At 62.9% G+C, this 24,476-nt stretch carries 22 protein-coding genes; 10 read left to right on the forward strand and 12 right to left on the reverse strand.

All coding sequences use genetic code 11. The annotated features are described in order from the left end of the window. The 4 genes from VLU25_19260 to VLU25_19275 form a co-directional block, all read left to right on the forward strand. Positions 1 to 499: tail fiber protein (locus tag VLU25_19260; GenBank protein ID HSR70076.1), on the forward strand; the 499-nt coding region annotated here is incomplete at its 5' end. Between the two features lie 12 nt (positions 500 to 511). Next, positions 512 to 1,036: a tail fiber protein gene (locus VLU25_19265; GenBank protein ID HSR70077.1), complete on the forward strand. Its 525-nt coding sequence runs from the start codon at positions 512 to 514 to the stop codon at positions 1,034 to 1,036. A 235-nt stretch (positions 1,037 to 1,271) separates the two neighbouring features. Then, entirely contained in the window at positions 1,272 to 2,558 is a 1,287-nt protein-coding gene (locus VLU25_19270; protein HSR70078.1) for a CDP-alcohol phosphatidyltransferase family protein, read from the forward strand. Positions 2,559 to 2,674: 116 nt separating this feature from the next. Beyond that, positions 2,675 to 3,196, forward strand: coding sequence for a hypothetical protein (locus tag VLU25_19275; protein HSR70079.1), 522 nt, complete (start codon positions 2,675 to 2,677; stop codon positions 3,194 to 3,196). Between the two features lie 7 nt (positions 3,197 to 3,203). Here the strand turns inward: VLU25_19275 and VLU25_19280 are convergent, their stop codons facing one another. The 5 genes from VLU25_19280 to VLU25_19300 all read right to left on the reverse strand — a co-directional run bounded on the left by VLU25_19280 (position 3,204) and on the right by VLU25_19300 (position 8,840). Then, positions 3,204 to 4,562, reverse strand: a complete 1,359-nt coding sequence (locus VLU25_19280; GenBank protein ID HSR70080.1) for a radical SAM/SPASM domain-containing protein — start codon at positions 4,560 to 4,562, stop codon at positions 3,204 to 3,206. A 193-nt stretch (positions 4,563 to 4,755) separates the two neighbouring features. Next, positions 4,756 to 5,268, reverse strand: coding sequence for a GNAT family N-acetyltransferase (locus VLU25_19285; GenBank protein HSR70081.1), 513 nt, complete (start codon positions 5,266 to 5,268; stop codon positions 4,756 to 4,758). Between the two features lie 2 nt (positions 5,269 to 5,270). Then, positions 5,271 to 5,846, reverse strand: a complete 576-nt coding sequence (locus tag VLU25_19290) for a TIGR00730 family Rossman fold protein (protein HSR70082.1) — start codon at positions 5,844 to 5,846, stop codon at positions 5,271 to 5,273. Further along, positions 5,843 to 7,531 (reverse strand): hypothetical protein, encoded by a 1,689-nt coding sequence (locus tag VLU25_19295; protein ID HSR70083.1) that lies wholly within the window; start codon positions 7,529 to 7,531, stop codon positions 5,843 to 5,845. Before VLU25_19295 ends, VLU25_19290 begins: the two co-directional genes overlap by 4 nt. A 13-nt stretch (positions 7,532 to 7,544) precedes the next feature. Next, positions 7,545 to 8,840 (reverse strand): BamA/TamA family outer membrane protein, encoded by a 1,296-nt coding sequence (locus tag VLU25_19300; GenBank protein HSR70084.1) that lies wholly within the window; start codon positions 8,838 to 8,840, stop codon positions 7,545 to 7,547. A 192-nt stretch (positions 8,841 to 9,032) separates the two neighbouring features. On the opposite strand from VLU25_19300, the gene VLU25_19305 reads away from it, so the two are divergent. The 3 genes from VLU25_19305 to VLU25_19315 all read left to right on the forward strand — a co-directional run bounded on the left by VLU25_19305 (position 9,033) and on the right by VLU25_19315 (position 12,115). After that, the gene (locus VLU25_19305; GenBank protein HSR70085.1) at positions 9,033 to 10,037 is read left to right on the forward strand and encodes a malate dehydrogenase; all 1,005 of its coding nucleotides are present in this window, start codon (positions 9,033 to 9,035) and stop codon (positions 10,035 to 10,037) included. A gap of 19 nt (positions 10,038 to 10,056) precedes the next feature. Beyond that, positions 10,057 to 11,247: a phosphoglycerate kinase gene (locus VLU25_19310; protein HSR70086.1), complete on the forward strand. Its 1,191-nt coding sequence runs from the start codon at positions 10,057 to 10,059 to the stop codon at positions 11,245 to 11,247. Between the two features lie 112 nt (positions 11,248 to 11,359). After that, positions 11,360 to 12,115 (forward strand): hypothetical protein, encoded by a 756-nt coding sequence (locus VLU25_19315; protein ID HSR70087.1) that lies wholly within the window; start codon positions 11,360 to 11,362, stop codon positions 12,113 to 12,115. A 365-nt stretch (positions 12,116 to 12,480) separates the two neighbouring features. Here VLU25_19315 and VLU25_19320 read toward each other — a convergent pair whose 3' ends face one another. Continuing rightward, complete coding sequence (locus VLU25_19320; GenBank protein ID HSR70088.1) at positions 12,481 to 13,593, reverse strand: zinc-binding dehydrogenase; 1,113 nt, start codon at positions 13,591 to 13,593, stop codon at positions 12,481 to 12,483. Positions 13,594 to 13,674: 81 nt separating this feature from the next. On the opposite strand from VLU25_19320, the gene VLU25_19325 reads away from it, so the two are divergent. Next, positions 13,675 to 14,835, forward strand: a complete 1,161-nt coding sequence (locus VLU25_19325) for an ArgE/DapE family deacylase (GenBank protein HSR70089.1) — start codon at positions 13,675 to 13,677, stop codon at positions 14,833 to 14,835. 19 nt (positions 14,836 to 14,854) lie between these two features. Here the strand turns inward: VLU25_19325 and VLU25_19330 are convergent, their stop codons facing one another. The 5 genes from VLU25_19330 to VLU25_19350 form a co-directional block, all read right to left on the reverse strand. Then, entirely contained in the window at positions 14,855 to 15,448 is a 594-nt protein-coding gene (locus tag VLU25_19330) for a hypothetical protein (protein HSR70090.1), read from the reverse strand. 14 nt (positions 15,449 to 15,462) lie between these two features. Beyond that, on the reverse strand, positions 15,463 to 17,607 hold the full coding sequence (gene glgP, locus VLU25_19335) for an alpha-glucan family phosphorylase (GenBank protein HSR70091.1): 2,145 nt from the start codon (positions 17,605 to 17,607) through the stop codon (positions 15,463 to 15,465). A gap of 453 nt (positions 17,608 to 18,060) precedes the next feature. Next, entirely contained in the window at positions 18,061 to 18,351 is a 291-nt protein-coding gene (locus VLU25_19340) for a hypothetical protein (GenBank protein ID HSR70092.1), read from the reverse strand. 58 nt (positions 18,352 to 18,409) lie between these two features. Then, complete coding sequence (locus tag VLU25_19345; GenBank protein ID HSR70093.1) at positions 18,410 to 19,723, reverse strand: replication-associated recombination protein A; 1,314 nt, start codon at positions 19,721 to 19,723, stop codon at positions 18,410 to 18,412. Further along, positions 19,716 to 20,546, reverse strand: coding sequence for an RNA methyltransferase (locus VLU25_19350; protein ID HSR70094.1), 831 nt, complete (start codon positions 20,544 to 20,546; stop codon positions 19,716 to 19,718). The genes VLU25_19345 and VLU25_19350 overlap by 8 nt, the downstream gene beginning before the upstream one ends. A 68-nt stretch (positions 20,547 to 20,614) precedes the next feature. Between VLU25_19350 and VLU25_19355 the strand changes: the two genes are divergently transcribed. After that, complete coding sequence (locus VLU25_19355; protein HSR70095.1) at positions 20,615 to 21,517, forward strand: DMT family transporter; 903 nt, start codon at positions 20,615 to 20,617, stop codon at positions 21,515 to 21,517. A gap of 27 nt (positions 21,518 to 21,544) precedes the next feature. On the opposite strand, the gene VLU25_19360 is transcribed toward VLU25_19355, so the two are convergent. Then, complete coding sequence (locus tag VLU25_19360; protein ID HSR70096.1) at positions 21,545 to 23,221, reverse strand: formate--tetrahydrofolate ligase; 1,677 nt, start codon at positions 23,219 to 23,221, stop codon at positions 21,545 to 21,547. Between the two features lie 213 nt (positions 23,222 to 23,434). Here VLU25_19360 and VLU25_19365 point away from each other — a divergent pair, with 213 nt between their 5' ends. After that, positions 23,435 to 24,451, forward strand: coding sequence for a hypothetical protein (locus VLU25_19365; protein ID HSR70097.1), 1,017 nt, complete (start codon positions 23,435 to 23,437; stop codon positions 24,449 to 24,451). Positions 24,452 to 24,476: the final 25 nt, after the last annotated feature.

Below are 24,476 nucleotides of genomic sequence, written 5' to 3' on the forward strand. Positions count from 1 at the left end.
AGAAATCCGCATGTTCGCGGGCAATTTCGCGCCCCGCGGCTGGGCCTTCTGCGACGGGCAATTGCTGGCTGTCTCACAGAACGATGCTCTCTTCTCTCTTCTCGGGACCATTTACGGCGGAGACGGTCGGACCACCTTCGGCCTGCCCGACTTGCGGGGCAGAATCCCCCTTCACGCCGGTGAAGGACCCGGGTTAAGTCCTCGCAGGCTTGGCTCCAAAGGCGGGGCCGAGAAAGTCACGCTCACCGTGAACCAGTTGCCCTCCCACAGGCACGACTTGAAGGCTTCCGCCGATCCCGCCACCGGACCCAATCCTCAGGGCGAGGTACTGGCCGAAACGGTAACCGACCGGGTCTACTCGGACCAGGGAAGCGACGTCAACATGGCCTCGTCCTCGATCACCGGTGTCGGGGGAAGCCGAAGCCACACCAACCTCATGCCCTATCTTTGCATTAACTTCATCATTGCCCTGGTTGGGATCTATCCGTCCAGGCACTAGAGAAGGAGCGCCATGTCTGAACCATTTGTCGCAGAAATCAGAATTTTCGCGGGCAACTTTGCGCCCCGAGGTTGGGCCTTCTGTAACGGCCAACTGTTGCCTATCGCTCAGAACACCGCGCTCTTCTCGCTCATCGGCACAACCTATGGCGGGGACGGCCGGACTACAACCGCCCTACCTAACCTCCAGGGCAGAGCGCCCATGCATCCGGGTCGAGGTCCGGGTTTGACGGACCGTCGGCTGGGCCAAAGAGGCGGAGTTGAGACAGTCACGCTCAGCGAAGCGGAGATGCCCAACCACACCCATACGATGCGCGCCTCTGATGGCCGCGGCCGATCAGGAATAGCTGTCGGGAATGTCCTCGCCGAGCCCCGCGACGGATTGCTCTACCAGACCAACACGTCTGCTAACTTGGTGGATATGAGCGACTCATCCCTGTCGGATACGGGCGGATCGCAGGCTCACAACAACATGCAACCCTATCTGACAATGAACTTCATCATTGCCTTGGTCGGGTTGTATCCGTCACGCAGTTGAGGAGGGGTTCTCTCGTCATCCGGGACCCTCATTCCGAGGGTCCTTTTTCTTTTGAGATGTTCTGGGGATTAGGTTTGGAACAGATCAAGCCTTGAGCGGTTTCTTGCACAGGGCTGCGTACGTCGGGGAAGAGTTGTACACTCTCCTTCGGGTTCTCAAGCCTGCCCAGGAGGAAGAGAGGAATCGCTTGCTGGTTCGTTTGGATTGTGCATTGGCGCATTGGGACGTTTTGCTGTTGCAATCAAGGGTCGCCGGACTGACTCTTTTCAAACGCCATCTTCTGACCTGGAAGCGGGTCGATGCAGACCGGATTCAGGTCGCCGCCGGAGAGGCTTGGGAGGAGATCTCGCGGCTGGCCTGCAAGAGTTCCGTGGAAGGGCTCAAAGTTGAGGTAGTGGCACGATTCGAGAAAGCGCCCCACGGTGAGATCGTCATCGATCAGCGTGGTGATACCCTGCTCGATCCCAAAATGGTGGGGCGATTGGCTCGCCAGGTCCGCCTCCTGCTGGAAGGGCCCAAAAAGCAGTGTCCGCGGAGCCTGAGCTTGATCGACGACCGGCCCGCGGACTATCCGCCAGTGGAGAAGTCGCCTTACAAGGTGGGCGTGGCTGATGATCACGACCTGCAATATGTTGAAGGGACGCATGACGGGGAGCCGCATCCGCTGGGGCTGGAGGTTCATTTGCCGGACGGCCAGTCCGCTCCGCGTCAGGTCAGCATCGGACGCCACTACTGGCACCGCATCTCTTCGCTCCGCGAAACGCGTCCCGCCGCCCGCAAGGTGCTGCTGGCCACCATGAAGGCCACCGACGGCATCTATGCCCGCACTAACCGGCGCGTCTCGCTGCTCATCTCGCGCATCCTGCTGCCCACGCCCGTGACGCCCAACATGGTCACTGTGATGACTTTCTTCGGAAGCCTGGCAGCCGGCCTCCTCTATGCTCTCGGCACCTATCCGGCCATGTTGGCGGGAGGATTTTTGGCCTGGTTTTCGAGCATGCTGGACGGAGTCGACGGCGAGCTGGCCCGGGCCAAGTTCCAGCAATCCGACTTCGGATGCTGGCTGGAAATGGTGTGCGACTACCTCTTCTACGTCTTTCTCTTCACCGGCATGGGAATCGGGCTCTACCGCTCAACCGGCAACATCTGGTGGTTGGGCATCGGGATCGAGTCGGTGGCGGCCGTTGTGTTGGCCTTCTGGGTGGTGGCGGTGCAGCGTCGCCGCTACGGGGAGGAAGGGGAAGACGTGGGCGAGTACGGCACCGCTTTTCAAAAGCGGGTGGAGGCCGAGCAAGACCGCAGCCCCTTGGCCTTCCTGACCCGCAAACTGACCTTCCTGGCCACCCGCGCCGCCATGCCCTACTACATTTTCTTCTTCACCCTGCTGGGCTTGGCCAAAGTGCTGATGGGACTGGTCTTTCTGGGAACCAATGTAGCCCTCATCCTGGCGGCCTCCGTCACCCGCCTCTTTGGACGCCGTGCGCCTGAAGGGAGCCGGGCTCCGCGTCGATCGGCGCCCTGAAACGGGCTGGCGGGAAGGGCGGGCCCGCTCAGCATCGATGGAACCTTGCCGCGGAATTTTCGTGCACCTAGATAGAGAGCCGGCTGGTATCGTTCGCCCCTGGAAGAGGAACCATCATGAAGCAATGGATGACCAAGGGCGCCCTTGTCTGGGCTGCCGCAGCCGTCTTGTGGGCGGGCGAATGGAGCATCGTCATCCCGCCTGAGGGCGAACCGGGCCAGCCGCTGATCGTGGAGGGCCGCGTCTTCGCCGAGGACGGAGAAACGCCCCTGCAAGGCGTCAAAGTGCACGTCTACCACACCGACCATGAGGGCTACTACTCTCCCGGCGGACGCAACGAATCGCAGCATCGCCTCAAGGGCGACATGATCACCGACGGCGAGGGACGCTACCGCTTTAAGACCATCAGGCCGGCGCCTTATCCCGGCGGACGCATTCCGGCCCACATCCACTACGTGATATCAGGCCCCGGAATGGCGCGCCGGACTTTCGAGCTGAATTTCGCCGACGACCCCATACTCAGCGAGTCGCAGCTTCAGAGGTGGACGCAGAGGGGGACCTTCTCGCGGGTCCGCCCGGCAGAGGAGGACGCGTCCGGCGTTTTGCACGTGCGCAAAGACATCCGTATCTCGCGCTGATTCTCTCTTACTCGAAAGCTCCGGTAGCGCCCCGGAAGCCGTGGCGGGCCTGCTTGAGTCCCCAACTGATGACCCGCTTGGCGTTGTAGCTGTAGCCCAGGATGTAGTTGCAGGTGGAGAGGCAGTGGCTGTTGCAGGACTTCTTCATCTCCGTCAACTGCCCGTCCTCGAACTTGTGGTTGCCGACGGTGCCCCAGTCGTGGCTGGCCGAGTACATGGGGAAGCAGGGAGCCAGCGTTCCGTCGGTGCGGATGATCATGGTGTTCTTGCCGGCCCGGCAGGGCCAGGGTTCGACGTGGCCCCGCATGAGCTGCTTCATGTCTTCCAGGTGCTGGATGGGGTTGGCCATCTTGTAGCCTTGGCGCTGCTTTTCCTTCAGCTCGTCCAGCAGCGCGTCCACCTTGGGGTAGTCTTCAGGACGCAGGTAGGTGGAGTTGACTTCGGCCTTGTCCCCGAAGTGTTCCTGCTCGATCAGCGGAGCTTCGTTGATGTGGTAGTCGGTGCCCACGTCGTTGGCGCGCCCGATCTCGGTCAACTGGCGGGCGTCCTCGATATTGATGCGGGTGATGTTGATGTTGAGCATCACCAGGTGGCCGTAGCGGTTCTGAGTCTTGACCAGGTAGTCGAAATAGGGGCGGATGGGAGTGAGCGCCTTGGGCAGGCCAGGCTTCTCGTCCACGGCGTCCACGGCCAGGTTGACGGCCGCCAGTCCGGCGTCGCCCAGCTTGTCGATGACCTCGGGCTTCATGAGGCGTCCGTTGGTGGGCAGGTAGACGAAAAAGCCCTTCTTGGCGGCGTAATAGGTCACCTTGTGGATGAAGTCGGGGCGCAGCAGTGGCTCTCCGCCCATCAGAGCCAGCACGCGGCAACCGATGCTCTCCAGCCAGTCGATGGACTTGCGGGCCACCTCTTCGGTCATGCCGGGCACGCTGTTTTCGAAGGCCCAGCAGTACTCGCAGGCCAGATTGCACTTCCACTCCGTGAAGAGATAGGCGATCAGAGGACGCAACTCGTTGCGGTGCCACAGGCTTTTGGCGTAGGGCAATGCCCAGGCTTTGGCGGTCCGCAGTGCATTCAGGCGCTGGTACTCTTTCTTGCTGCGCCTGAAGTCTTCCGGAAGCTGGGGATAGACCGGATCAGGAAGTCCCGGTCCGCTGATGTCCAGATCGACCAGGGACGACTCGCGCGGCTTCATCAGCTTGTCGTGAAGCTCGCCGTCCAGGCGGTAGCCTTTACCGTTGCTTCCGTTGCGGTGGCCCTTAGCATGGCCGTTGGCAGCCGCTGGGTCGGCCTTAGCTCCGCTATCTGCCTTGCTTTGCGTTTGCGGGTCACTGTGGACGCTCGTTTGAAGCTGCTCTTCAGCCATGGCTCATCCTTTGCGCTGTTCGGCGGCGCGCCTGCCCGTTGCCCACTTGCTTCGGCGCTCAACGGACTCTGCGCCCCCTGGTTTTCCAGCACCAAATACTAATACAAAAGTCCTCTGACGCACACCCCTTGAGGGCTAAGGGTCGGCAAAATAGTCGAGAATTTGGGACGAAGCGGTCGGTCAAGTGACAGTTTCATCGGGGTTGCCACTCCATCAGGAAATAGACGCCCTGGTCTTCGATGTGGGTAAACCCCAGGCGGCGGTAAAGACGCATGGCGGGGTTGAATTTCTCAACGTGGATGCGCACCGGCAAATCGTTGCGGCGGCCCTCATCCAGCACCTTGTCCATGAGGCGCTTGCCCAGGCCGCGGTTGCGGAAGCCGGGCATCAGGGCGATGTCGACCAGGCGGATTTCCTTGCGGCGGCGGTCGATGTAAAGCCGTCCGGCCCGTCGCCCGTCCACCAGCACGAGGCTGAATTCGGCCTCCGGGAAGTGCTCCATATAGTGCTTGTGCTGGGCCTGGAACTGCTGGTTGAGAAAGGTTCTTTTTTGCTCCGGGCTCCAGTCCACCTGGTCCATTTCGTAGTCGCGGGTGGTGGAATAGAGACGGCGCAGGAAGTCGAGATCCGCTTCCTCGATGGGCCGGAAGGAAAGCACCTCCGAGAGGCCCTTGTCAGAGGCTTTGGACTTGTTTTCATTGCCCATCGTCAAATCTCCCTCAGGTCCACCCAGGACTTCTCGGGCGAGGCCAGCTTCAGCACTTCGTCCACGATTTCCTCGGGGTCCCGCTTAACGGCGATGATGCCCCGGTTTTCGGGCCGGATGAATCCTTCCTCGATACCGTGATCGATCATCTTGAGCAGGGGGTCGAAGTAGCCGCAGGCGTTGAGGACGCCCACCGGCTTGCGGTGAAAGCGCAACTGCGACCAGGTGATGACTTCGAAGAGCTCCTCGTAGGTGCCGAATCCGCCCGGCAAGGCGATGAAACCATGCGACAGCTCGGCCATCTTGGCTTTGCGCGGATGCATGCCCTCCACTACGTGCAGCTTTCCCAGCCCGGAGTGAGCCACCTCTTTGCGGGCCATCGAGGAAGGGATGACGCCGATGACTTCGCCCCCGCCTTCCAGCACGGCGTCGGCCACCACTCCCATCAGACCGATGCTGCCGCCACCGTAGACCAGTCCCACCTCGCGGCGCAGCATTTGCCGGCCCAGGCGCTCGGCGCTATCCCGATACTCGGGGCGGACGCCGGGACTGGAACCGCAGAAGACGCACAATCTCATGGATTTCCCTCCATGGGCGGAATCAAGTCGGTGGTTTGGCGCACGATGCCCACCACTTGCAGGGCCCGTCCCGAGGGGCGCAGGTAGACGGTCACCGGCAGTTGATGATGAGGATGCCGGGCACTGAGGGTACGGATCTCCACGCCAAGGTAAGGATCTTGCATTTGCGAGAAGTCGGGACGGGGGATGCTGACGGCCGTCTCTTCGCTGCTCAGACTATCGCCGAGCTGCCGGCGCGATCCGTCGGCGTTGTCGAAGACGAACCATTGCGCACGGTAACCCTCGGCCTGGCTGAAGCCATAGTACTGGGAGAGGTTGGTGAAGCGCAGCTTGCCGGCCTCCACCAGGAACCCGTCCAGGGGGTTGACCAGATTCAGCGCCCAACTGCCGCACTTGCGCTGCCGCGCGATCAGGGTTTCCAAGAGGTACTCCTGCTCGTAGGCGCGGCTGAACTCGCCGCTGGCGACGATGATCCGCAGTTCCTCGGGCGTGAAGCGCATCAGCAGCTTGCCGGCCCAGAAAGCGTCGCGTTCGCTCAGGCGGACGAAGGCCGGATTGGGGTACTCGTTGCGCCAGGCCTGGCAATCGAAGACTTGCGCCTCGTAGCGTCCCACGGCGCTGTACTCGGGGAACGGCGGCCAGTCCACTTTGCGGTAGGTGGGGACATGCACGCCAAAGGTCTTGAGGTTAGTGAGCATCAACTCCGGATCGAGCAGCCAGTGATAGCCGTTGGCCGGGGACTGCAACTGCACTGAAGCGCTGCCGAAGGTCGATCCGAAATCGATGAGGTAATGGCGCAGGTAGCGCTTGCCGCCTTCCTCGACGTAGGAGGAGAGGGTGTTGTGAGCCCTGCTGTCGTCATGGTTGGTCCAGGCGGCGAAGAGGCGCAGTCCGCGCAGCTCGCGGCGTTGTTCATGATCGATCACGTCGTTGGGATCGTCGCTGCGGGTCCCGAAGTAACGGAAGGGACCGACCGGACGGCCCTCCACATAGCGGCTGGCCAGCACCCGCATGCTTCCGTCGGCTTGACGCGGATAGTCTTCAAGCAGCCGCTTCAGCTCTTTGCCCGTCAGTTCCTTGCGGTCGCCGAAACGGTCGGTCAGCGCGGTTCCGGGACGGATGCGCAGGTTCTCGGGACGCAGGTTGACGATGTAGTTCTCGGGCACATGATAGCCTAAAGCATGGAAGATCTTGGTGGCGATGACCTCGGCTGCCGTACTCAGCTCGGGATTAATGGGCGCTCCGAACTTGATCAGATAGCGGTGCCCTTTCTCGTCCTCGATCTGGAAGCCGGGCGTCAGTCCTTCCGACTTGCTGCGGAAGATGGTCCAGAGCCGGGCAGGATCGGGGCCGCCCGTCCGGTCGGGGCCGCGCGCCAGTTCCTGGGCCGACATCCGCTGCATTCCGTGGCGGTTGGTAAACCAACTGGAATCCGGCACTTCGTCCAGCGTATTGACGTTCTCGGCTTCGCCCCAGGCATCTGATCCCAGGTCGGCGAAGACGTGAGAGAAGAAATCGTAGAATGAGCTCAGCTCGATTTCGGCCGGCCTTTGATCCACGTGCAGCTTATCGTTGTCGACCAGCAGCGGATCGTCGGGATAGAACTTGGGGACGTCTTCCTTCTGGGCCGCGGCCGTTGCCCAAGCCGCCCACAGGATGAAGAGAATGGTGGTCGAGTGCTTCATAGCCGTCGCCGTCCTAAAAATTGGGGCCCGAACCGATGTGGAAACGGATGCCTTCCTGGCTGCGGGCCACGTCGAAACGCAGTCTGAAGCCGCCCGGCGGACGGAAGATGATGCCGGCGCCGTAGCTGGCGTGAAGGTCGCTGAAGTCCAGGTCGCCGGCGCGCCTGAAGACTTTGCCGGCGTCCGAGAACAAGGCCATGTCCGCGAACGTCCAGACCTCCCAGCGATATTCCAGGTTCATGGTCAGGTTGCGGGCGTCTCGAAAGCGGAATTCTTCGTAGCCCCGAAGAGAGTGAGCGCCGCCCAGGGTTTCCAGCAGGAAAAAGGGAACCTCGGCGTCGCCGTCGGCCATGGAGTGGGAGGTGCGCAGCCGGTAGGCAATGCGCCGGTTGCGGTGTCCCAGCGGAACTCGGAGTTGCACCTCTCCCGAAGCTCTCAGGAAACTGCCCGACCCGACTTGGCCGCCGGCCCTGCCGCCCCGGCCATCGAAACGCTTGACGGAGGCTATTATGGCCACGCCAACCGGAGGCGCCTCCCAGCGGTCAAAGAGGCTGACCTCCACTTGGCCGCCATAGGTCAGGTATTGAGGCTGTTCGAAGAAGCCCGGTACTTGGCCCGCGCCGAGGACGGCAATAGGACTCGGGTCGTCCTCGCCCGGTCGGATTCCGGTGTCCAGGAATCCCACTTCGCCGCTCACCTTGAGACGCCGGTTGGCCCGGTAGGAAAGACCCGCGGCAGCATGCCGCTGCTCCAGCCTGAAGCTGCTTTCATCCTCATCGCTGGTGAAGTTTCCGATACCGAAGAAGTTGTGGCTCTTGTAGTCCAGGTATCCGGCTTTGACGAACCCCCTCCAGGGCGAATCGCTGGCCGGTTTGGGAAAGAACTCGGCCATGGCATCCAAGCGCTCGTAGCGACGGCTGGAGTAGCGGGCATCTACCGTAAAGCGGACGCTTTCCCGGTCTAACCCATTGACGTAGCCGACTCCGTAGGCGAATCCCGAACCCTGGGGCAGTCCGCCCACCACCAGCCTGAAGCCCTGGTAGCCCTTGACCGTGAGCTTTTGAAAGATGGGCCTCTTCTCATACTGGATGAGGACGTTTTCCCATTTGGAAACCTGCTCGGCTTTCAAGTCCTGCATCTTCTGGCGACGTTTTTCAAGCAGTATCTCCTGGCGGCTCTGGGGCTGGTCTTGGAATGACGGTTCCATCTCGCCGCCCCTGGCAAAGGACCCCGCAAGCGTAGCCAGGGCCAGCCAAGCCGACGCCGGCAACAGGCCCTTTCCCTTGCTGATGGTCCTCATAGCCGTCATACGCGTTTCTATGCCGCAAACCCATGCGACGTTTCAGGCCTCTCCGAAAAAAGCCCGAACAATGCCGCACAGGATACCACCAATTCCATCTCCTCATCAGACGGGCCGGAATGGCACTGGGGCAGCTATTGCAAACACTTTCGAATCATGAAATAAAGGAAGAATAAGGAACGAAAAGACGAGGTCAAACTCATGAAATACCTGACAGACGAGAAACTGGTCATCCTGGGCGCTGCCGGGGCCATCGGCTCCAATATGGTGCAGTCGGCGCTCACGATGGGCCTGACACCCAACATCGCCATGTACGATCCCTACGAGCCCGGCCTGGAGGGAACTGCGGAGGAGATCTACCATTGCGCTTTTCCGGGTGCCCGCGTGAGGTGGACCGCCGATATCGGCGAGGCGCTCAAGGACGCCTCCTACATCGTCTCCTCGGGCGGAGCGCCCCGCAAGGAGGGCATGACGCGGGAAGACCTGCTCAAAGGCAACACCGAGATCGCCGAACAACTGGGCCGCGATATCCGCAGCCACTGTCCTTCCGTCAGATTCGTGGTGATCATCTTCAATCCGGCCGACATTACGGGCTTGACCACCCTGGTCTATTCGGGCCTCAAGCCCTCTCGGGTGGCTACCCTGGCGGCTCTCGACTCCACCCGGCTGCAAACGGCCTTGAGCCAGCATTTCGGAGTTCCTCAAGACGAGGTGACGGGATGCCGCACCTACGGAGGACACGGCGAACAGATGGCCGTATTCGCCAGTACCTGCAAGGTGGCGGGACGTCCTCTGTCTGAGCTGATCGGCAGCGACCGACTCAGCCACGACAAGTGGGACGCCATCCGGGCCCATGTGCGTCAAGGAGGAAAGCGCATCATCCAACTCCGCGGCCGCAGTTCCTTTCAGAGCCCTTCCCACCAGTCCCTGCTGATGGTGAAGTCGGTCATGGACGGGCAGGGTTATCCCTGGCCCTGCGGCACCTATGTCGACTCACCCGAGAACGGCTTCTCGAAGATCATGATGGCCATGGAAACCAGCCTCACCCGTGACGGGATGAGCTGGAGCATGCCTCAGGGCAGCCCCGAGGAGATGGAATCGCTGCGCGAGTCCTACCAGCACCTGGTCAAGTTGCGCGACGAGGTCATCTCGTTGGGATCCCTGCCGCCTTTGCAAGAATGGTCGTCCGTGAATTCCAATCTGTAGCGCGCACCCCGGAGAGAAGATGAACAAGCTCACCATCGAAGACTTGCAGCTCGAGGGCAAGAAAGCCCTGATTCGCGTCGATTTCAATGTTCCCCTGCAGGACGGACAGGTCAGCGACGACACCCGCATCAAAGCGGCGCTGCCCACGATCCGTTACGCCCTCAAGCAAGGGGCTTCGGTGATACTGATGAGCCACCTGGGACGTCCCAAGGGCGAGCCCGACTCCTCCCTGAGCCTTCGTCCCGTGGCCGACCGTCTTTCCCAACTGCTGCAGAGCCAGGTCGCCTTCGCCGAGGACTGCGTGGGCGAGAAGGCTGAAGAGGCGTCGGCTCGTTTGCAGCCTGGAGAGGTGCTGCTTCTGGAAAACCTGCGCTTTCATGGCGGTGAAGAAAAACCCCAATCCGAGCCCGACTTCGCCGACCGGCTGGCTTCTCTGGGTGATGCCTACATCAACGATGCCTTCGGCACCGCCCACCGTCCTCACGCCTCCATGGTGGCGGTGGCCGAGCACTTCGAGCAGCGCGCCGCCGGCTATCTGTTGGCCAAAGAGATCGACTACTTTCAGCGGGTGCTCGACAACCCCTCCACGCCCTTTCTGGCCATCATGGGCGGAGCCAAGGTCAGCGACAAGATCGGCGTCATCGAGAACCTGCTGGAGAAAGTCGACGTCCTGCTCATCGGAGGCGCCATGGCCTTCACTTTCCTCAAAGCGGAAGGTGTGGCGGTGGGAGACTCGCTGGTTGAAGAAGACAAGCTCGGCCTGGCCCTCAAGCTGATTCGCCGGGCCGCCGCCAAGGACGTCGAACTGCTCCTTCCTCAAGACCACGTCTGCGGCCGCGAATTCAAGGAAGACACCGAGAGGGGACAGACGCCCGGCGCCTCCATACCCAACGGTTGGATGGGATTGGATATCGGTCCCCGCACCGTCCAGGTCTTCCGCGACCGCATCGAGCAGGCCCGACTGATCGTCTGGAACGGTCCCATGGGCGTCTTCGAGTGGCCGCGGTTCGCCAGGGGAACTCAGCGCATCGCCAAAGCCTGCGCCGAATCGCCCGCCGTCACCATCATCGGCGGAGGCGACTCGGCGGCCGCCGCCCAGCAGTCGGGACTGGCCGACCGCTTCCATCACATCTCTACCGGAGGCGGGGCCAGCCTGGAGATGCTGGAAGGCAAGAAACTGCCCGGGGTTGAGGTCCTTACCGACGCCTAGGGGCTTGGCAAGGTCCAACTTCCAGGGGCCCGACTCCCAAAGGCGGGCAGAGGCGGGAGGAAACACCTCTTGGGTACCGCTCGGCAGGCGGCTGCGGTAAACTGACCCTATCATGTCCAATCGCGAGACCTCCCCGTGGATGTGGATTCTGGGCGGATGCGCCTTCATCGCATTGCTTGGCATCATTTTCGTCGTCGTCATGGGAGTGCTCGGCTACCAGTTCGTCAAGGACGTCGAGGAACTGGCTAAGAGCCCCGAAAAGCGCGAAGAGCGGACTCTGGAGATGCTGGGCGCCCAAGAGATACCCTCCGGTTACTATGCCGGGCTGGTCGTCGATATTCCCTTCTTAGGCGACGTCGGCGGGCTGACCGACACTCCCCCGAAGGAGAACGGCGAGGCCGGCGAGCCCAGGGAACGGGCCTTTTTCTTCTTCAATTTCCGCTTTATGGGCGACGAGAAGCGCCAGATGGAGGACTTCTTCACGGGCAAGGCCGACGACATGGAGGCACTCGAGCACGTGCGGGTGCAGGGACCCATCGATCTCGACTTCGACGATGCCGAATTCATCAAGCTGGGACAGTTTGAAGTCAATCGCTACACGGCCTACTACCGCGTCATGCGGGGCGGCGTCGAATTGGGACGGTCGCGGGGCGACAGCCTGGCCGCCATGATGTGGATTCGTTGCCCCGAGGACACCCGCAACCGTTTCGCAGCCTGGGTGGTGCCTGATCCCGCCCAAGCCGGCGCCGGAGATGCACCCGGCCAGGAAGCTGCGGGTGACGACTCAGTCGACTACTCCGGCACCCCCGCCGACGAGAACTCCCTGACCGCCTTCATGTCCCAATTCCACCTCTGCGGCGCCCACTGAACCAAGCAACCTGGTGCTGGCTCTCATGAGTTCTGAGCCATGCTGCATCGCAACTGGAATTCGATTACCCTCGGGACCCAGCATTGCGCCCTTGCGTCGCTACGCTTGCAGCCCTTCGTGGTTCTTTCGAACTTCCCATATCTCACCTCGACCTTGGCACGACTCCGGCTCAAGACTTTTGACGCCCCGCATCAGTGCAGTGCGCCAGAAGTTTTGAGCCGCCCTGTGGCGTTATCTCACGCTTTCAGCGTTGGCACATTTGGCGTTTGAAACCCAGGGTGGCGCCGCCGTCTCGCCAGCGCTCGCCGCGGCTGACCCTGGGCTGGCGAATCTGTCCCTGTCAGGGACAAGAACGGAGGGCTGGGTCAGAACTCATGACCGGCAGCACCAGGCTCGATCAAAGCTTTGACCACCTCCCCGCTTTCCACGGCGCTGAGGGCCTGGTTGGTCTGCTCGAGTGCGAAGGAGCGCAGCGGGATCTTCAACCAAGGCTCGGCCCTTTCGGGATCGGTCAGCACCTTGACCCCGCGGTGGAAGTGGGAGAAGTCCGATCCCCAGCATCCCCTAACGTCGAGATGCTTCTTGTTGAGGTCAAGGTGGGGATTGAAGGCGATCTCGCCGTGATCGGTGTACTGTCCCACCACCACCACGCGCCCCGCATCGCGGGTGAAGCGCATGGCGTCGACCACGGCCGAAGGGGCTCCGGTGGCTTCGATGGTGATGTCGGCGCCCCTTCCCCCGCAGCGCTCCATGACCCACTGCACCCGTTCCTGCGGGGAATGGCTTTGAAAGTTGAGCACCTCTTGCGCTCCCACCTGGCGAGCCGTCTCCAGGCGATGATCGGGGGCCCCGATGCAGAGCACCCGCAGGGCGCCGGCCATTCGGGCCAGAATGATGGAGGACAGCCCCACGGGTCCGCTGCCCAGGACCAGTACGGTGTCGCCGATGCGCACTTCGGCCCGGTCGAGAGCGTGAAGGGCGGTAGGCAATGAGCATCCCCCGGCCATGAAGGCCCGGGCATCGACGCCTTCCAGCCTGATGCAGTTCGTGCCGGGTTTGAGGTAGATCTGCTGTGACCATCCTCCCGCCAGCCCGTCTTCGACACCATAGGTAATGCCGTAAACCTTGCGCCGGGGGCAGCGGGTGGAGGCCTTGGCCACCAGGCAATGCCAGCAGGCGTGGCAGGTGCGGTGGACGTCCAGGAAGGTAACCCGGTCGCCCTCCCGCAGAGGCTGGCCCTCGATGTCGCTGAGGGGCCCTCTCACCTGGGCCAGGCGTCCCGCTGAGACATGACCCGGAATGATGGGGTAGGGGACACCGTCAAGGCGTCCGTCGCGCAGATGGACGTCGGTTCCGCACACCTCGCTCAGATCGACCTCCAGCAGCGCACTGCCCGCTTCCAATTGAGGCGGAACGAACTCCTCTATTTCCACGGGCGCTCCGCCGCCCGGCATCACCGCAGCCCTGATCTTGCTCATCGTTTCCTCGATTTTTCACCAGCCAAGCCAACCAAGCTCCAATTTGCGCCTTGGTGCTCTAGAATAACCGCCGGAGGAAGGATGCTGAATTTCGAGATCGACCGCAAGTACCTGGTGGAAACCCTGCAAGGGCTGGTGCGCATCGATTCCGTCAATCCGGGATTGGTGGAGGGCGCCGCAGGCGAAGCCGAAATCGCCCGCTACACGGCCTCGCGCCTGGGCCAACTGGGGCTGCAGGTGCAGCTCCACGAACCGGTTCCAGGACGCGTCAGCGTCACCGGTTTGTGGCCCGGCTCCGGCGGCGGACGTTCGCTGATGCTCAATGCCCACTACGACACGGTAGGAGTGGAAGGCATGGAGGAGCCCTTCTCGGGGCGGATCGAAGAGGGACGCCTGCTGGGGCGCGGCGCCTACGACATGAAAGCCGGCCTGGCCGCCTCGATGGCCGCCGTGAAAGCGCTGATGGAGGCCGGCTTTAAGCCCTCGGGGGACATAGTGCTGGCGGCGGTGGCCGACGAAGAACACGCCAGCCTGGGGACGTCCGACCTCCTCAAGCGTTTCACGGTCGACGCCGCCATCGTCACCGAGCCCAGCCAACTGGAAATCTGCACGGCTCACAAGGGATTCATCTGGCTCGAGGTGGAGACCCGTGGGCGCGCCTACCACGGCAGCCGCTTCGACAAGGGCATCGACGCCAACATGCGCATGGGACGCTTCCTGCATCAACTTGAAACCCTGGAGCGCGACCTGCGGGCCCGCCCTCCTCACCCCTTGTTGGGCCCGCCCTCGCTGCATGCCGCCCAGATTCAAGGAGGCACTTCCCCCAGCGTTTACGCGGCATCCTGCCGACTCACCATCGAACGGCGCACCTTGCCGGGCGAAGGCGCCGACCAGGTGGAGGAGGAAATCCGCTCCATCCTGCGCAGGCTTGAGGCCGAGGACGAGTCCTTTCGGGCCAGCCTCAGGATCGGGCTGGTTCGGGAGCCTTTCGAGATAGGGGCCGATGCCGCCATCGTGGCCACGCTTGAAGAGGCCTGCCGAAACGTTCTGGGACGCCTTCCGCCCCACTGCGGACAGAATCCCTGGATGGATTCAGCGCTGCTCTCGGCGGCCGGCATCGAAACGGCGGTCATCGGACCCAGCGGAGGCGGCGCCCACTCCGACCGCGAATGGGTCGATCTCGACTCGGTCCATGACCTATCCGCCATCCTGGCCCGCGCCGCCGCTGCCTATTGCCATTAGGATCCGGAGATCGCGCTCATTACCCGTCTTGGGAGGCGGTCTGCTGGGGGGCGGGTGCGGCCTTGCTCCAGGCTTCCATCAGCCGCTCCTTCTTCTCGGCGCTGAGGACGCCGGTCTCGATGGCCTTGACCTGACTGCCGTCGATCAGGATGGTCTGGGGAACGCGGTGGATGTGGTAGGCCCTATCGCGCTGACTGAGCTCGGCGAAGAGAACGGTACGGTCCTCAATGCGGCGCTGGCGGGCGTAATCACGCGTGGCCTGGAGAGGATTGGTGGCCACATAGAGGACGTTCTCGGCCCCGATCTGATTCTCCAGATCGGTCCAGTTGGAGAAGTTGGCCTGACACACCTGGCAGTCCTTTGAAAAGACCATGAGCATGGTGGGTTGGGCGAAGCCGATGGAGGAAACCGTCTCGTCCAAGTGACGCGCCCTCAGGTCGGGCACCCAGTCTCCCACCTGCAGGATCGGCGTCTCCTGCAACGTCCGGTTCCGCAAGGCCTGCGACAGGTCCTGCACCTTCAGGTAGTAGGCCACGTTCAGGCCCAGCGAGGCCACGATAAACACCAGAAGTATCTTGCTCTCCCAGAAACTGAACCAACCCTTGGAAGCCATGGTGCAGAAGTCTATCACGGCTCGACGCCGACCTGCGACTCACGCGCCTGGCGCAGCGCCGCCAGGTACATCTGCTCAAGATACTGCTTCATCATGCGCCGGGCCGAAAAAGGAGCCGCCAGGGAGCGGATGGTTTCCTTCATGATGGCGACCCACTCCAGGGGCACGTCCCTCTCGTCGCGCCGGTAGTAGCGGGGTATGATCTCTTCTTCCAGGAGGCCGTAGATGGCCTCGGCGGTAGCTCCGTCGTCGCCGGCCGTGTCGGCGTCGATGGCCCATCCGTTGTTGCCGTTGTAGCCTTCCTGCCACCATCCGTCCAGGACGCTGCAATTGGGGACGCCGTTGAGGCCCGCCTTCTGTCCGCTGGTGCCGCTGGCTTCCAGGGGCGGGCGGGGATTGTTGAGCCATACGTCCACGCCCTGAATCATGTGATGCCCCACGTGCGTGTCGTACTCTTCGATGAAAGCCACCCGGCCGGCCATTTCGTGGGCCATGCAGGCCTGGAAGACTTCCTGCAGGACGAACTTGCCGGGCTCATCGGCGGGGTGGGCCTTGCCCGAGAAGATGATCTGCACCGGACGCAGGCGGTCGTTGAGCATGCGCCGCAGCCGCTGGGAATCGCGCAAGATCAGGTTGCCCCGCTTGTAGGTGGCGAAGCGGCGCGCGAAGCCCAAGGTCAAGGCGTCGGGATCGAGGAGGCTTCCGAAAGCCACCATCTGTCCGGCCGAGACCCCGTCGACCTGCCAGCGCCGGCGCGCCCTCTCGCGGGCCAGGCTGACCAGCCGCCGCTTGAGGCTCAAATGGGCCGCCCACAACTCTTCGTCGGGAATACGGTCAACGCCTTCCCACAGTTGCTGATCGTCGTGGCGGTTCAGCCAGTCCTCGGCCAGGTATTTCCTGAAGAGCCTGTTCAGTTCCGGGGGCACCCAGGTGGGGACGTGGACGCCGTTGGTCACGTGCGAGATGGGCACCCTGTCCGGAGAGCGGTGGGGCCACAGCGGTTGCCACATCTGGCGCGAAACCTGACCGTGGATGCTGCTCACGCCGTTGGCGCGTCCGGAGGCCCTGAGAGCCAGAACCGTCATGACGAACTGGTCGCCGCCCGGCACCTGTCCCAGCTTGAGCAGGTCCTCACGGTTGACATCGAGTTCTTCCCAGTAGCGGCGAAAAAACTCCTCCATCATGGGAAAGGAGAACTCGTCGTGGCCGGCCTTGACGGGCGTGTGGGTGGTGAAGACGGTGCGCCGCCGGACTTCTTGCAGGGCTTCTTGCCAGGAACGGCCCTGCTTGCGGAAGCGGGCCAGCAATTGCAGGGCGGCGAAAGCCGCGTGTCCCTCGTTGAGGTGGAGCACCGTGGGCTCGTGCCCCAGCGCCTTAAGAACCCTCAGTCCGCCCATTCCCAGCACGATTTCCTGGCGCAGACGCACCGACTGGTCGCCCCCGTAGAGGCGGGCCGAAAGGTCGCGGTCCCAAGGGTCGTTCTCTTCGATATTGGTGTCCATCAGGTAGATGGGGACCCGCCCCGCCTGAACTTTCCAGACCGCCAGCTTGACTTCGCGGTCGGCTACCGGAACCGGAAGAATGAAGCGGCTGCCGTCCTCGTTGAGCACCGGCAGGATGGAGGCCGTGGAAGTGTCCAGGCGCACGTAGCGGGCCTCTTGCATCCCGTCGGCTTCGATGCGCTGATGGAAATAGCCCTCGGGGTAGAAGTATCCGATGGCGGCGAAAGGCAAACCCAGGTCGCTGGCTTCCTTGCAGGTGTCCCCGGCCAGCACCCCCAGTCCTCCCGAATAAATGGGCAGGGAGTTGTGCAAGCCGAACTCGGCGCAGAAATAGCCAATGCGGCAGTCCGAGTCGTGACCATGGAAACTCTCGAACCAGGTGTCTTCACCGCTCAAATAGTGATCGAACGACGCCATCACCCGGTCGTAATGCGCCAAAAACCCCTCTTCCTGAGCCCGTTCCTGCAGCACTTGCGGATCGATTTCCTGCAGCATGACGACCGGGTTGTGGCTGGTCTTGCGCCAGAGGTAGAGATCGAGTCGCCGGAAGAGAGCCCGGGCAGAGGAATCCCAACTCCACCAAAGGTTGTAGGAAAGCTCTCCCAGACGGCCGATTCGCTTGGGAAGCTGTTGAAAACTCGGCAATACCACTTTCATGTTTCGGACTCCCCTCCTCGCTCCAAACGTGTCACGGGGCCTCATTATTGTGACTTGGCCCATCCAGGTCAACGTGGCCTGAGATGCGCTCGCCCTCCCTGGCCGGGGAGTTTTCCAGGCCGAGGCCATTTGAGACAGGACTTTGCAGAAGCGCGCATTCGTCTTGAAGGTATTGACATCTGTGTAGGCTCGTTGCTATCTTTTTGTTCTCTGCCGGCATTCGCGGCGGGCCCAGGAGCGTCAAGCCATTTTTTCTGGGGGGAGGCTTTACGCCGGGCGCCTCGAATGTTCTCTGCGGACGGGCAATCTGGGGGGATCACGGTCGGCCTCTAAGCTGACGCCGGCAGCCTCGTAGGAGTTTGCAGGCTCGACGCAATCGAGACTGGCCCGCCCGTCCGCAGTCCGGCGGAGTACCTCGTCCCCATCCCTTGTGATTGAAAAGCGTGATCGGCGTCAGTTGCGGGTGAACACCGCCTCGTAGTAGGTGGTCCCATCTTCCTGACCGACCGGCACCAGGAAAATGTCCAGTTCTCCCAGGTCCGCGTGGGACAAGGGGATGATGGACTGCTGAAGGACCGGCTCCTGAGGGCCTGCGAAGACCACCGAGAAGGACTCTCCTCTCATGGCTTCCACCTTGTCAACGCGCAGGCTGAAGTCCTCATCCAATTCCTCGGTCCGTACCTTGAAGGGCTTGTCTTTGCACTTGTCGAAGTCCTCTTTCTTCAGCTTTGCCAACTTATCCATGATCCCTCCTCCAGGACATAATACTGTGTTCGTGAGGCCAGGCGCGTCAAGCAGGCCCTCAGTCTTCCTCCCAGTAGCGCCGGTCCTTGAGTTTCTCGGGCAGGCAATTCATCTCTTCCACCCGTCCGCCCTCGTCGTGGGCGTAGCGGTAGCCTTGGCCGTAGCCCAGGTCCTTCATGAGCCGGGTGGGAGCGTTTCGCAGGTGCAGGGGAACGGGCTCGCTGCGCGTTTCCCGGACGTCCTTCTCAACCGCCCCATAGGCTTTGTAAACGGCGTTCGATTTGGGCGCCTTGGCCAGGTAGACGGCGGTCTGAGCCAGGAAGAGCTTGCCTTCGGGAAGCCCCACGAAGTCGTAGGCGCGCAAGGCGTCCACGGCCCGGCCCACCGCATCGGGGTCGGCCAGTCCCACGTCCTCGGCTGCGAAGCGGATCATGCGGCGCAGGATGTAGCGCGGGTCTTCGCCGGCCTCGAGCATGCGCCCCAGCCAATAGAGCGAAGCGTCGGGGTCGGAGTTGCGCATCGATTTATGCAAGGCCGAGATGATGTTGTAGTGCTCTTCTCCCGACTTGTCGTAGCGCAGGTGGCGGTTCTGCAGCGCCTCGGCCAGCAGTTTGGCGGTCAGCCGCGGCGGACTCTGACCCGAGCTTCGGGCCAGGCGGCAGGCGACTTCAAGCGAATTGAGGGCCTGACGGGCGTCTCCCTCCGCGAAAGAGGCGATACGGCTCAGGACGTCCTCCTCGACCTCCATGGCCCACTTGCCCAGTCCACGCTCTTCATCCTGCAGGGCCCTGTGCAGCAGCTTGAGAATGTCTTCTTCCTCCAGCGGACGCAGCACGAATACCCGCGAGCGGGAGAGCAGCGGCGCGATGACCTCGAAGGAGGGATTCTCGGTGGTGGCCCCGATCAGGGTCAGTGCGCCGCTTTCCACGTGAGGCAGCAGGGCGTCTTGCTGGGCCTTGTTGAAGCGGTGCAATTCGTCGATGAAGAGTACCGTCCGGCGCCCGGCCGCAGTCATTCGGCGGGCTTGCTCGACCACCTGCTTGATGTCCTTGACGCCTGAGAGGACGGCGCTGAGGGAGACGAAATAGGCCTTGCTGTGGCGGGCCACCAGCCGGGCCAGCGTGGTCTTGCCCACTCCTGGAGGTCCCCACAGGATCATGGAGGAGACTTGGTCCTCTTCGATCAGCCGCCGCAGCACCTTGCCTTGGCCCAAGAGGTGCTCCTGGCCCAGCATCTCTTCCAGGCTGCCTGGCCGCATCCGGTCGGCCAGCGGCGCCGCTCCCTTTTCCGCCGCCGAGGCCCGCGGGCCGCTCCCGCCCGCCCGGCCCTCCTCTCGGGGCTGCTTCATGTCTGGAAAAAGCGAGTCACTCATGTGCGGCCTCCTTGTCGGGCTGGCTGCGCTGTCGGAACCACTCGTAGAGAATCAGCGATCCGGCCACGGAAGCGTTGAGGCTCTCGGCGTGAGGACGCATGGGGATTCGCAAGCTTCCCGCGGCCTTTTGGCGGGATTCGCTTCCGGGGCCGCCGCCCTCGCTGCCCAGCAGCACCGCGGTGGGCCCCCGAAAAGCGGTCTGGAAGAGCGGTTTCCGTCCCTGGGCCGAGGCCGTCCACAGGCGGTATCCCCGCTCCTCCAAGAAGCTCGGCGAGGTGTCCTGGAGAAAGGGGACGCTGAAAATCAGCGCCGCCGAGGCCCGCACGGCCTTGGGATTGAAGCGCGACACGGTGCCTGGGGTGGAGGCCATGGAAGCGCCCACGGCGGCGGCGCTGCGCAGCAGCGTCCCCAGATTGCCGGGGTCTTGCAGCCCGTCCGCCACCAGCACGAACTCGCCCAGGTCGCCGCTGCTCCAGCGCGGCTTGTCGAAGAAGGCCATTACGCCCTGGGGCGTTTTGACTTCGGAGAGACGCTTGATCAGCGCCGGCGTGAGCCGTACGGCTTCCCGCGACCGGTCCAAGAGCGGTCCCAGGCGCCGGTCGTCCGAGTCGCTGTAGAGCAGCAATTGAGGGGGGGACCAGGCACAGGCCTCCAGCAGGTGCTTCCATCCTTCTACCGCGATCCAGGGGCAGTCTTCCTCCTGGGGACGGCGCAGGTAGCGGGTCCACTGCTTGAAACGCGGGTTGTGGCGGCTTTCGATGAAGGACGTCATGGCGCGGACCGCAGCGAAAAGTCGATTGTAGCATCCCCGTAAGTCGGGCATTCTTCTCCCGGCTCCGCCTCCCCCACGGGTTCTCGCCCCGGTTTTGCGCTTTGGGTCATAATCAGGCGGTGCAGATCTTCGTCTTCGTGTTGCTTTGCTTCATCTGGAGCAGTTCCTGGATCGGGATCAAGTTCTCCTTGCAGGGGTTCCCGCCGTTCTTGGGTGCCGGACTCCGCTTTTCGCTGGCCGTGTCGTTCTTGGCCATCTTCGTCTGGCGTCGTCGAGGCCATCTGCGGCTGGAGCGTCGTTACTGGTGGCCGCTGCTCGTTACCGGACTGCTCACCTACGTGTGGGACTACGGGCTCATCTACTGGGCCCAGCAGCACCTCAATCCGGGCGTGACGGCGGTGCTTTTCGCCACCTTCCCGCTCTTCACGGCCGCCGCCGCCATCTTCGTCTACCGCATCGAGTCCTTCCGGGGAGGGGTTCTTGTGGGGATGCTTCTGGGCCTTGCGGGGGTGGCCGCCATTTTCGCTCCCGACCTGGTGCGCGCCCGCCTGCAGGGAATGGCTCCCTGGGCGGGTCTGGCCGTCTTGGCCGGGGCTTCCGGGGGCGCCCTGGGCATCGGCTTGACCAAGCTGCGTCTCAGCCGTCTGGACCCGGCCCTGCTCACCTTCTACCAGATGCTGCCCGGCGCCACCGGCTTGTTGCTCTTGGGATGGCTGTCCGGCGAAACCGTCGACTGGCCGGTTCCGGCGGTGTCCTGGTGGGCGGTGCTCTACCTGGCGGCGGCCGCTTCAGCCCTGGCCTTTTCGCTTTACTACTGGCTCCTGCAGAGCTTCCACGCCACCACCATGTCGCTGATCATCTACGTCACTCCCGTGCTGGCCCTGCTGCTGGATTGGATCGTTTTCGGAATCACGCCCTCATGGGGAGTGGCGGTGGGCGTAGTGCTCATTTTCTCCGGAATTTTCATCGCCGAATGGCCCAAACGCCGCCAGGCCCGCCGAGCCAAGCTGCAAGCCGGCTAAGCGGCTCCCTTCAGTCCACTTGGCACTTCAGAAGAGTCCCGAGATTTTCCCCGCTCCGTCGACGTCGATGCGCATGGCCGAGGGCGCCTTGGGAAGGCCGGGCAGCAGCATCATGTTTCCGCACACGACCACCAGGAATCCGGCGCCCGCCGACAGGCGCACTTCGTTGACCCTGAGCTTCCAGCCCCTGGGCGCTCCCAGAGCCGCAGGGTTGTCCGATATCGAGGACTGGGTCTTGGCCATGCACACCGGCAGTTCGCCGTAGCCGGCCTCCCAGAAGGCCTTGAGCGACTTCTCGGCGGCGGGATCGAAGACAACGCCGTCGGCCCCGTAGATCTCGGTGGCCACCTTGCGGATCTTCTCCTTGGGATCGTCGGAGAGTTCGTAAGTGAAGCGCGGCTGAGGGGCTCCCGCCGCATCGGCCGCTTCGACCGCTTTGCGGGCCAGAGCCTCGGCTCCCTCTCCGCCTTTCATGAAGGCCTCGTGCGGCTGGCAGGAGGCTCCGATCTCCTGGCACAGCTCTTCCACCGTGGCGATTTCGGCATCGCTGTCGAAGGGAAAGCGGTTGATGCCCACCACGGCCGGCACGCCGAACTTGCGGATGTTCCTGATATGGGCTTGAAGGTTGACGAACCCCTTGCGCAGGGCTTCGGTGTTCTCCTGCTGAATGTGCGAGGCCTCAATCCCTCCATGATGCTTGAGAGCCTGGCAAGTGGCCACGATAACCACAGCCGAGGGCCACAGTCCTGAGCTGCGGCAGACCAGATTGAAGAATTTCTCGGCGCCCAGGTCGGCGGCGAATCCGGCCTCGGTGACGACATAGTCGGCCAATCTCAGCGCCATGCGGTTGGAGAGCACGCTGCAGGTGCCGTGAGCGATGTTGGCGAAGGGTCCGGCGTGGATGAAAGCCGGGGTGTGCTCCAGCGTCTGCACCAGATTGGGCTCAACGGCGTCGTTGAGGACGGCGGCCATCGATCCCTGGGCGTTGAGTTGAGCGGCTTTGATCAGGCGCTGGTCGCCGTCCAGCGCCACCACGATTTCGCCCAGCCGGCGCTTGAAATCGGCCCGTGACGAGGTCAAGCCCAAGATGGCCATGATCTCCGAGGCCGAGGTCATGATGAAGCCCGATTCGCGGGGGATGCCGTTGATGAGTCCGCCCAGACCGATGACGATTTGGCGCAAGGCTCTCTCGTTCATATCCATGGCCCGCGGCCACAGCACCTGACGGACGTCGATGCCCAGCTCATTGCCTCTGTAGATGTGATTGTCGAGAAGCGCGGCCATCAGGTTGTGGGCGGTGGTGATGGCATGCAGATCGCCGTTGAAGTGAAGGTTGATTTTTTCCTGAGGAGCCACTTGGGCGTGGCCGCCGCCGCATCCTCCGCCCTTGACGCCGAAGACTGGTCCCACCGAAGGCTCGCGCAAGGTGATGGCCCCTTTCTTGCCGATCCTCGGCAAGGCTTGGCCCAGTCCTACCGTGGTCAGCGTCTTGCCCTCGCCGAAGCGGGTCGGAGTCATGGCCGTCACCAGAATCAGTCGACCCTGGGGACGGTCCTCGAGGCGCTTCAGCACCTGCAGGCTGATTTTGGCGCTATGGCGACCCCAAGGCTCCACCTCGTCCTCTTCCAATCCCAGCGCGGAGGTGATTTCGTGGATGGGTTTGAGTGTCGAACGTTGAGCGATTTCGATGCTTTGCTCTCTCACCTGAAGCTCCTTTGCTGTGATTCCTCGTCTTACACCTTGAATAACCCATCCACCGCATCGAAGCAAGAACTTGGGCGTTTGTCGTGGGGAGCGGCGCTTTGCGATAATAGAGTCGTGGCAGACCCAGCCTCGTCAAGTAGGCGAGGCGCCGCAGCGAGCACGCCAGAGGCGGGAAGCCCCCAAAAGAGAGTCCGACAGGGAGGAAGTTTAACGATGAAAACGATGAAGACCTGGATCATGGCGCTGGCCTTGATCACAGTTTTAGGAGCAGCCTGCAACCGCGGCGGCGCGGACAGTCCTCTGCTCGACGTGGAAGTGACGGAAAGCAACCAGGAGCAACTCTACAACGACATCATCGCCAGCAACGCCTTGAGCAGCGAGGAATATCAGTTGCTTCAGGACTACCTGGCGCGGGCCGACGTGCCCGCCGGGCAAAAGCTGCCCGCCGGCATGACCGTGGGCCAGATGATCGAAGCCCAGCGCGATTTCGCGGGCGCAGAGGAGGAAGACATTCAGGCCGAGGGGGATGAGGCGGAAGAAGCCGCTCCTCCGGCCGGTGACGCTTCGGGCAGCCAGGCCGCGACGCCGGACCAGCCGACCCGTTCCTCCGCCGACCGCCAGGCCGGCCGCGAGAGTCCCCCGGCTCAACAGGCGGCCCCCGCCGAGCCGCCCGGCGCCGAACCGCCTGCCGCCGAACCGCCCGCGCCAACCACGGCCACTCTTCCCGCCGGGCTCAACTTCGAGATCCGGCTGGAACAGTCGCTGAGCAGCGAGCAGAGTCAGGCAGGCGACATCTTCGAGGCGTCTCTGGCCGAGGACCTGGAAGTCGACGGCCAGTTGCTGGCCCCCCGCGGCAGCCGCATCACGGGACGCGTCACCAACGCCAAGCCCTCGGGCAAGGTCAAGGGACGGGCCGAGTTGTCCTTTACCCTCGACCGTATCTACGTCGAGGAGGAGCGCTACTCGATCGACACCAATACCCTGGCCTTTCAAGCCGAGGGCGATAAGAAGGGCGACGCCAAGAAGATCGGAATCGGTGCCGCCGCCGGAGCCGTCATCGGCGCCATCGCCGGAGGAGGCAAAGGCGCCGCCATCGGCACCGCCATCGGAGCCGGAGCGGGCACCGGAGCGGTTCTGCTCACCAAGGGCAAGACCGTCGATTTCCCGGTGGAACAGAAGTTCGCCTTCAAACTGCAAGAGGACGTCGAGATGAAGATCCAGGCCCGCTAGGGCCATGAGGTGGCCAACAAGTTCA

The sequence above is a fragment of the Acidobacteriota bacterium genome, from assembly GCA_035471785.1.
Lineage (GTDB): Bacteria > Acidobacteriota > UBA6911 > RPQK01 > DATIPO01 > JANQFM01.

Bases quoted from the DNA above. Each gene is read 5' to 3' on its own strand.
- VLU25_19265 (HSR70077.1), top strand. From the start codon at position 512: ATGTCTGAACCATTTGTCGCAGAAATCAGAATTTTCGCGGGCAACTTT.
- VLU25_19275 (HSR70079.1), top strand. From the start codon at position 2,675: ATGAAGCAATGGATGACCAAGGGCGCCCTTGTCTGGGCTGCCGCAGCC.
- VLU25_19280 (HSR70080.1), bottom strand. From the start codon at position 4,562: ATGGCTGAAGAGCAGCTTCAAACGAGCGTCCACAGTGACCCGCAAACG.
- VLU25_19285 (HSR70081.1), bottom strand. From the start codon at position 5,268: ATGGGCAATGAAAACAAGTCCAAAGCCTCTGACAAGGGCCTCTCGGAG.
- VLU25_19290 (HSR70082.1), bottom strand. From the start codon at position 5,846: ATGAGATTGTGCGTCTTCTGCGGTTCCAGTCCCGGCGTCCGCCCCGAG.
- VLU25_19295 (HSR70083.1), bottom strand. From the start codon at position 7,531: ATGAAGCACTCGACCACCATTCTCTTCATCCTGTGGGCGGCTTGGGCA.
- VLU25_19300 (HSR70084.1), bottom strand. From the start codon at position 8,840: ATGACGGCTATGAGGACCATCAGCAAGGGAAAGGGCCTGTTGCCGGCG.
- VLU25_19305 (HSR70085.1), top strand. From the start codon at position 9,033: ATGAAATACCTGACAGACGAGAAACTGGTCATCCTGGGCGCTGCCGGG.
- VLU25_19310 (HSR70086.1), top strand. From the start codon at position 10,057: ATGAACAAGCTCACCATCGAAGACTTGCAGCTCGAGGGCAAGAAAGCC.
- VLU25_19315 (HSR70087.1), top strand. From the start codon at position 11,360: ATGTCCAATCGCGAGACCTCCCCGTGGATGTGGATTCTGGGCGGATGC.
- VLU25_19320 (HSR70088.1), bottom strand. From the start codon at position 13,593: ATGAGCAAGATCAGGGCTGCGGTGATGCCGGGCGGCGGAGCGCCCGTG.
- VLU25_19325 (HSR70089.1), top strand. From the start codon at position 13,675: ATGCTGAATTTCGAGATCGACCGCAAGTACCTGGTGGAAACCCTGCAA.
- VLU25_19330 (HSR70090.1), bottom strand. From the start codon at position 15,448: ATGGCTTCCAAGGGTTGGTTCAGTTTCTGGGAGAGCAAGATACTTCTG.
- glgP (HSR70091.1), bottom strand. From the start codon at position 17,607: ATGAAAGTGGTATTGCCGAGTTTTCAACAGCTTCCCAAGCGAATCGGC.
- VLU25_19340 (HSR70092.1), bottom strand. From the start codon at position 18,351: ATGGATAAGTTGGCAAAGCTGAAGAAAGAGGACTTCGACAAGTGCAAA.
- VLU25_19345 (HSR70093.1), bottom strand. From the start codon at position 19,723: ATGAGTGACTCGCTTTTTCCAGACATGAAGCAGCCCCGAGAGGAGGGC.
- VLU25_19350 (HSR70094.1), bottom strand. From the start codon at position 20,546: ATGCCCGACTTACGGGGATGCTACAATCGACTTTTCGCTGCGGTCCGC.
- VLU25_19365 (HSR70097.1), top strand. From the start codon at position 23,435: ATGAAAACGATGAAGACCTGGATCATGGCGCTGGCCTTGATCACAGTT.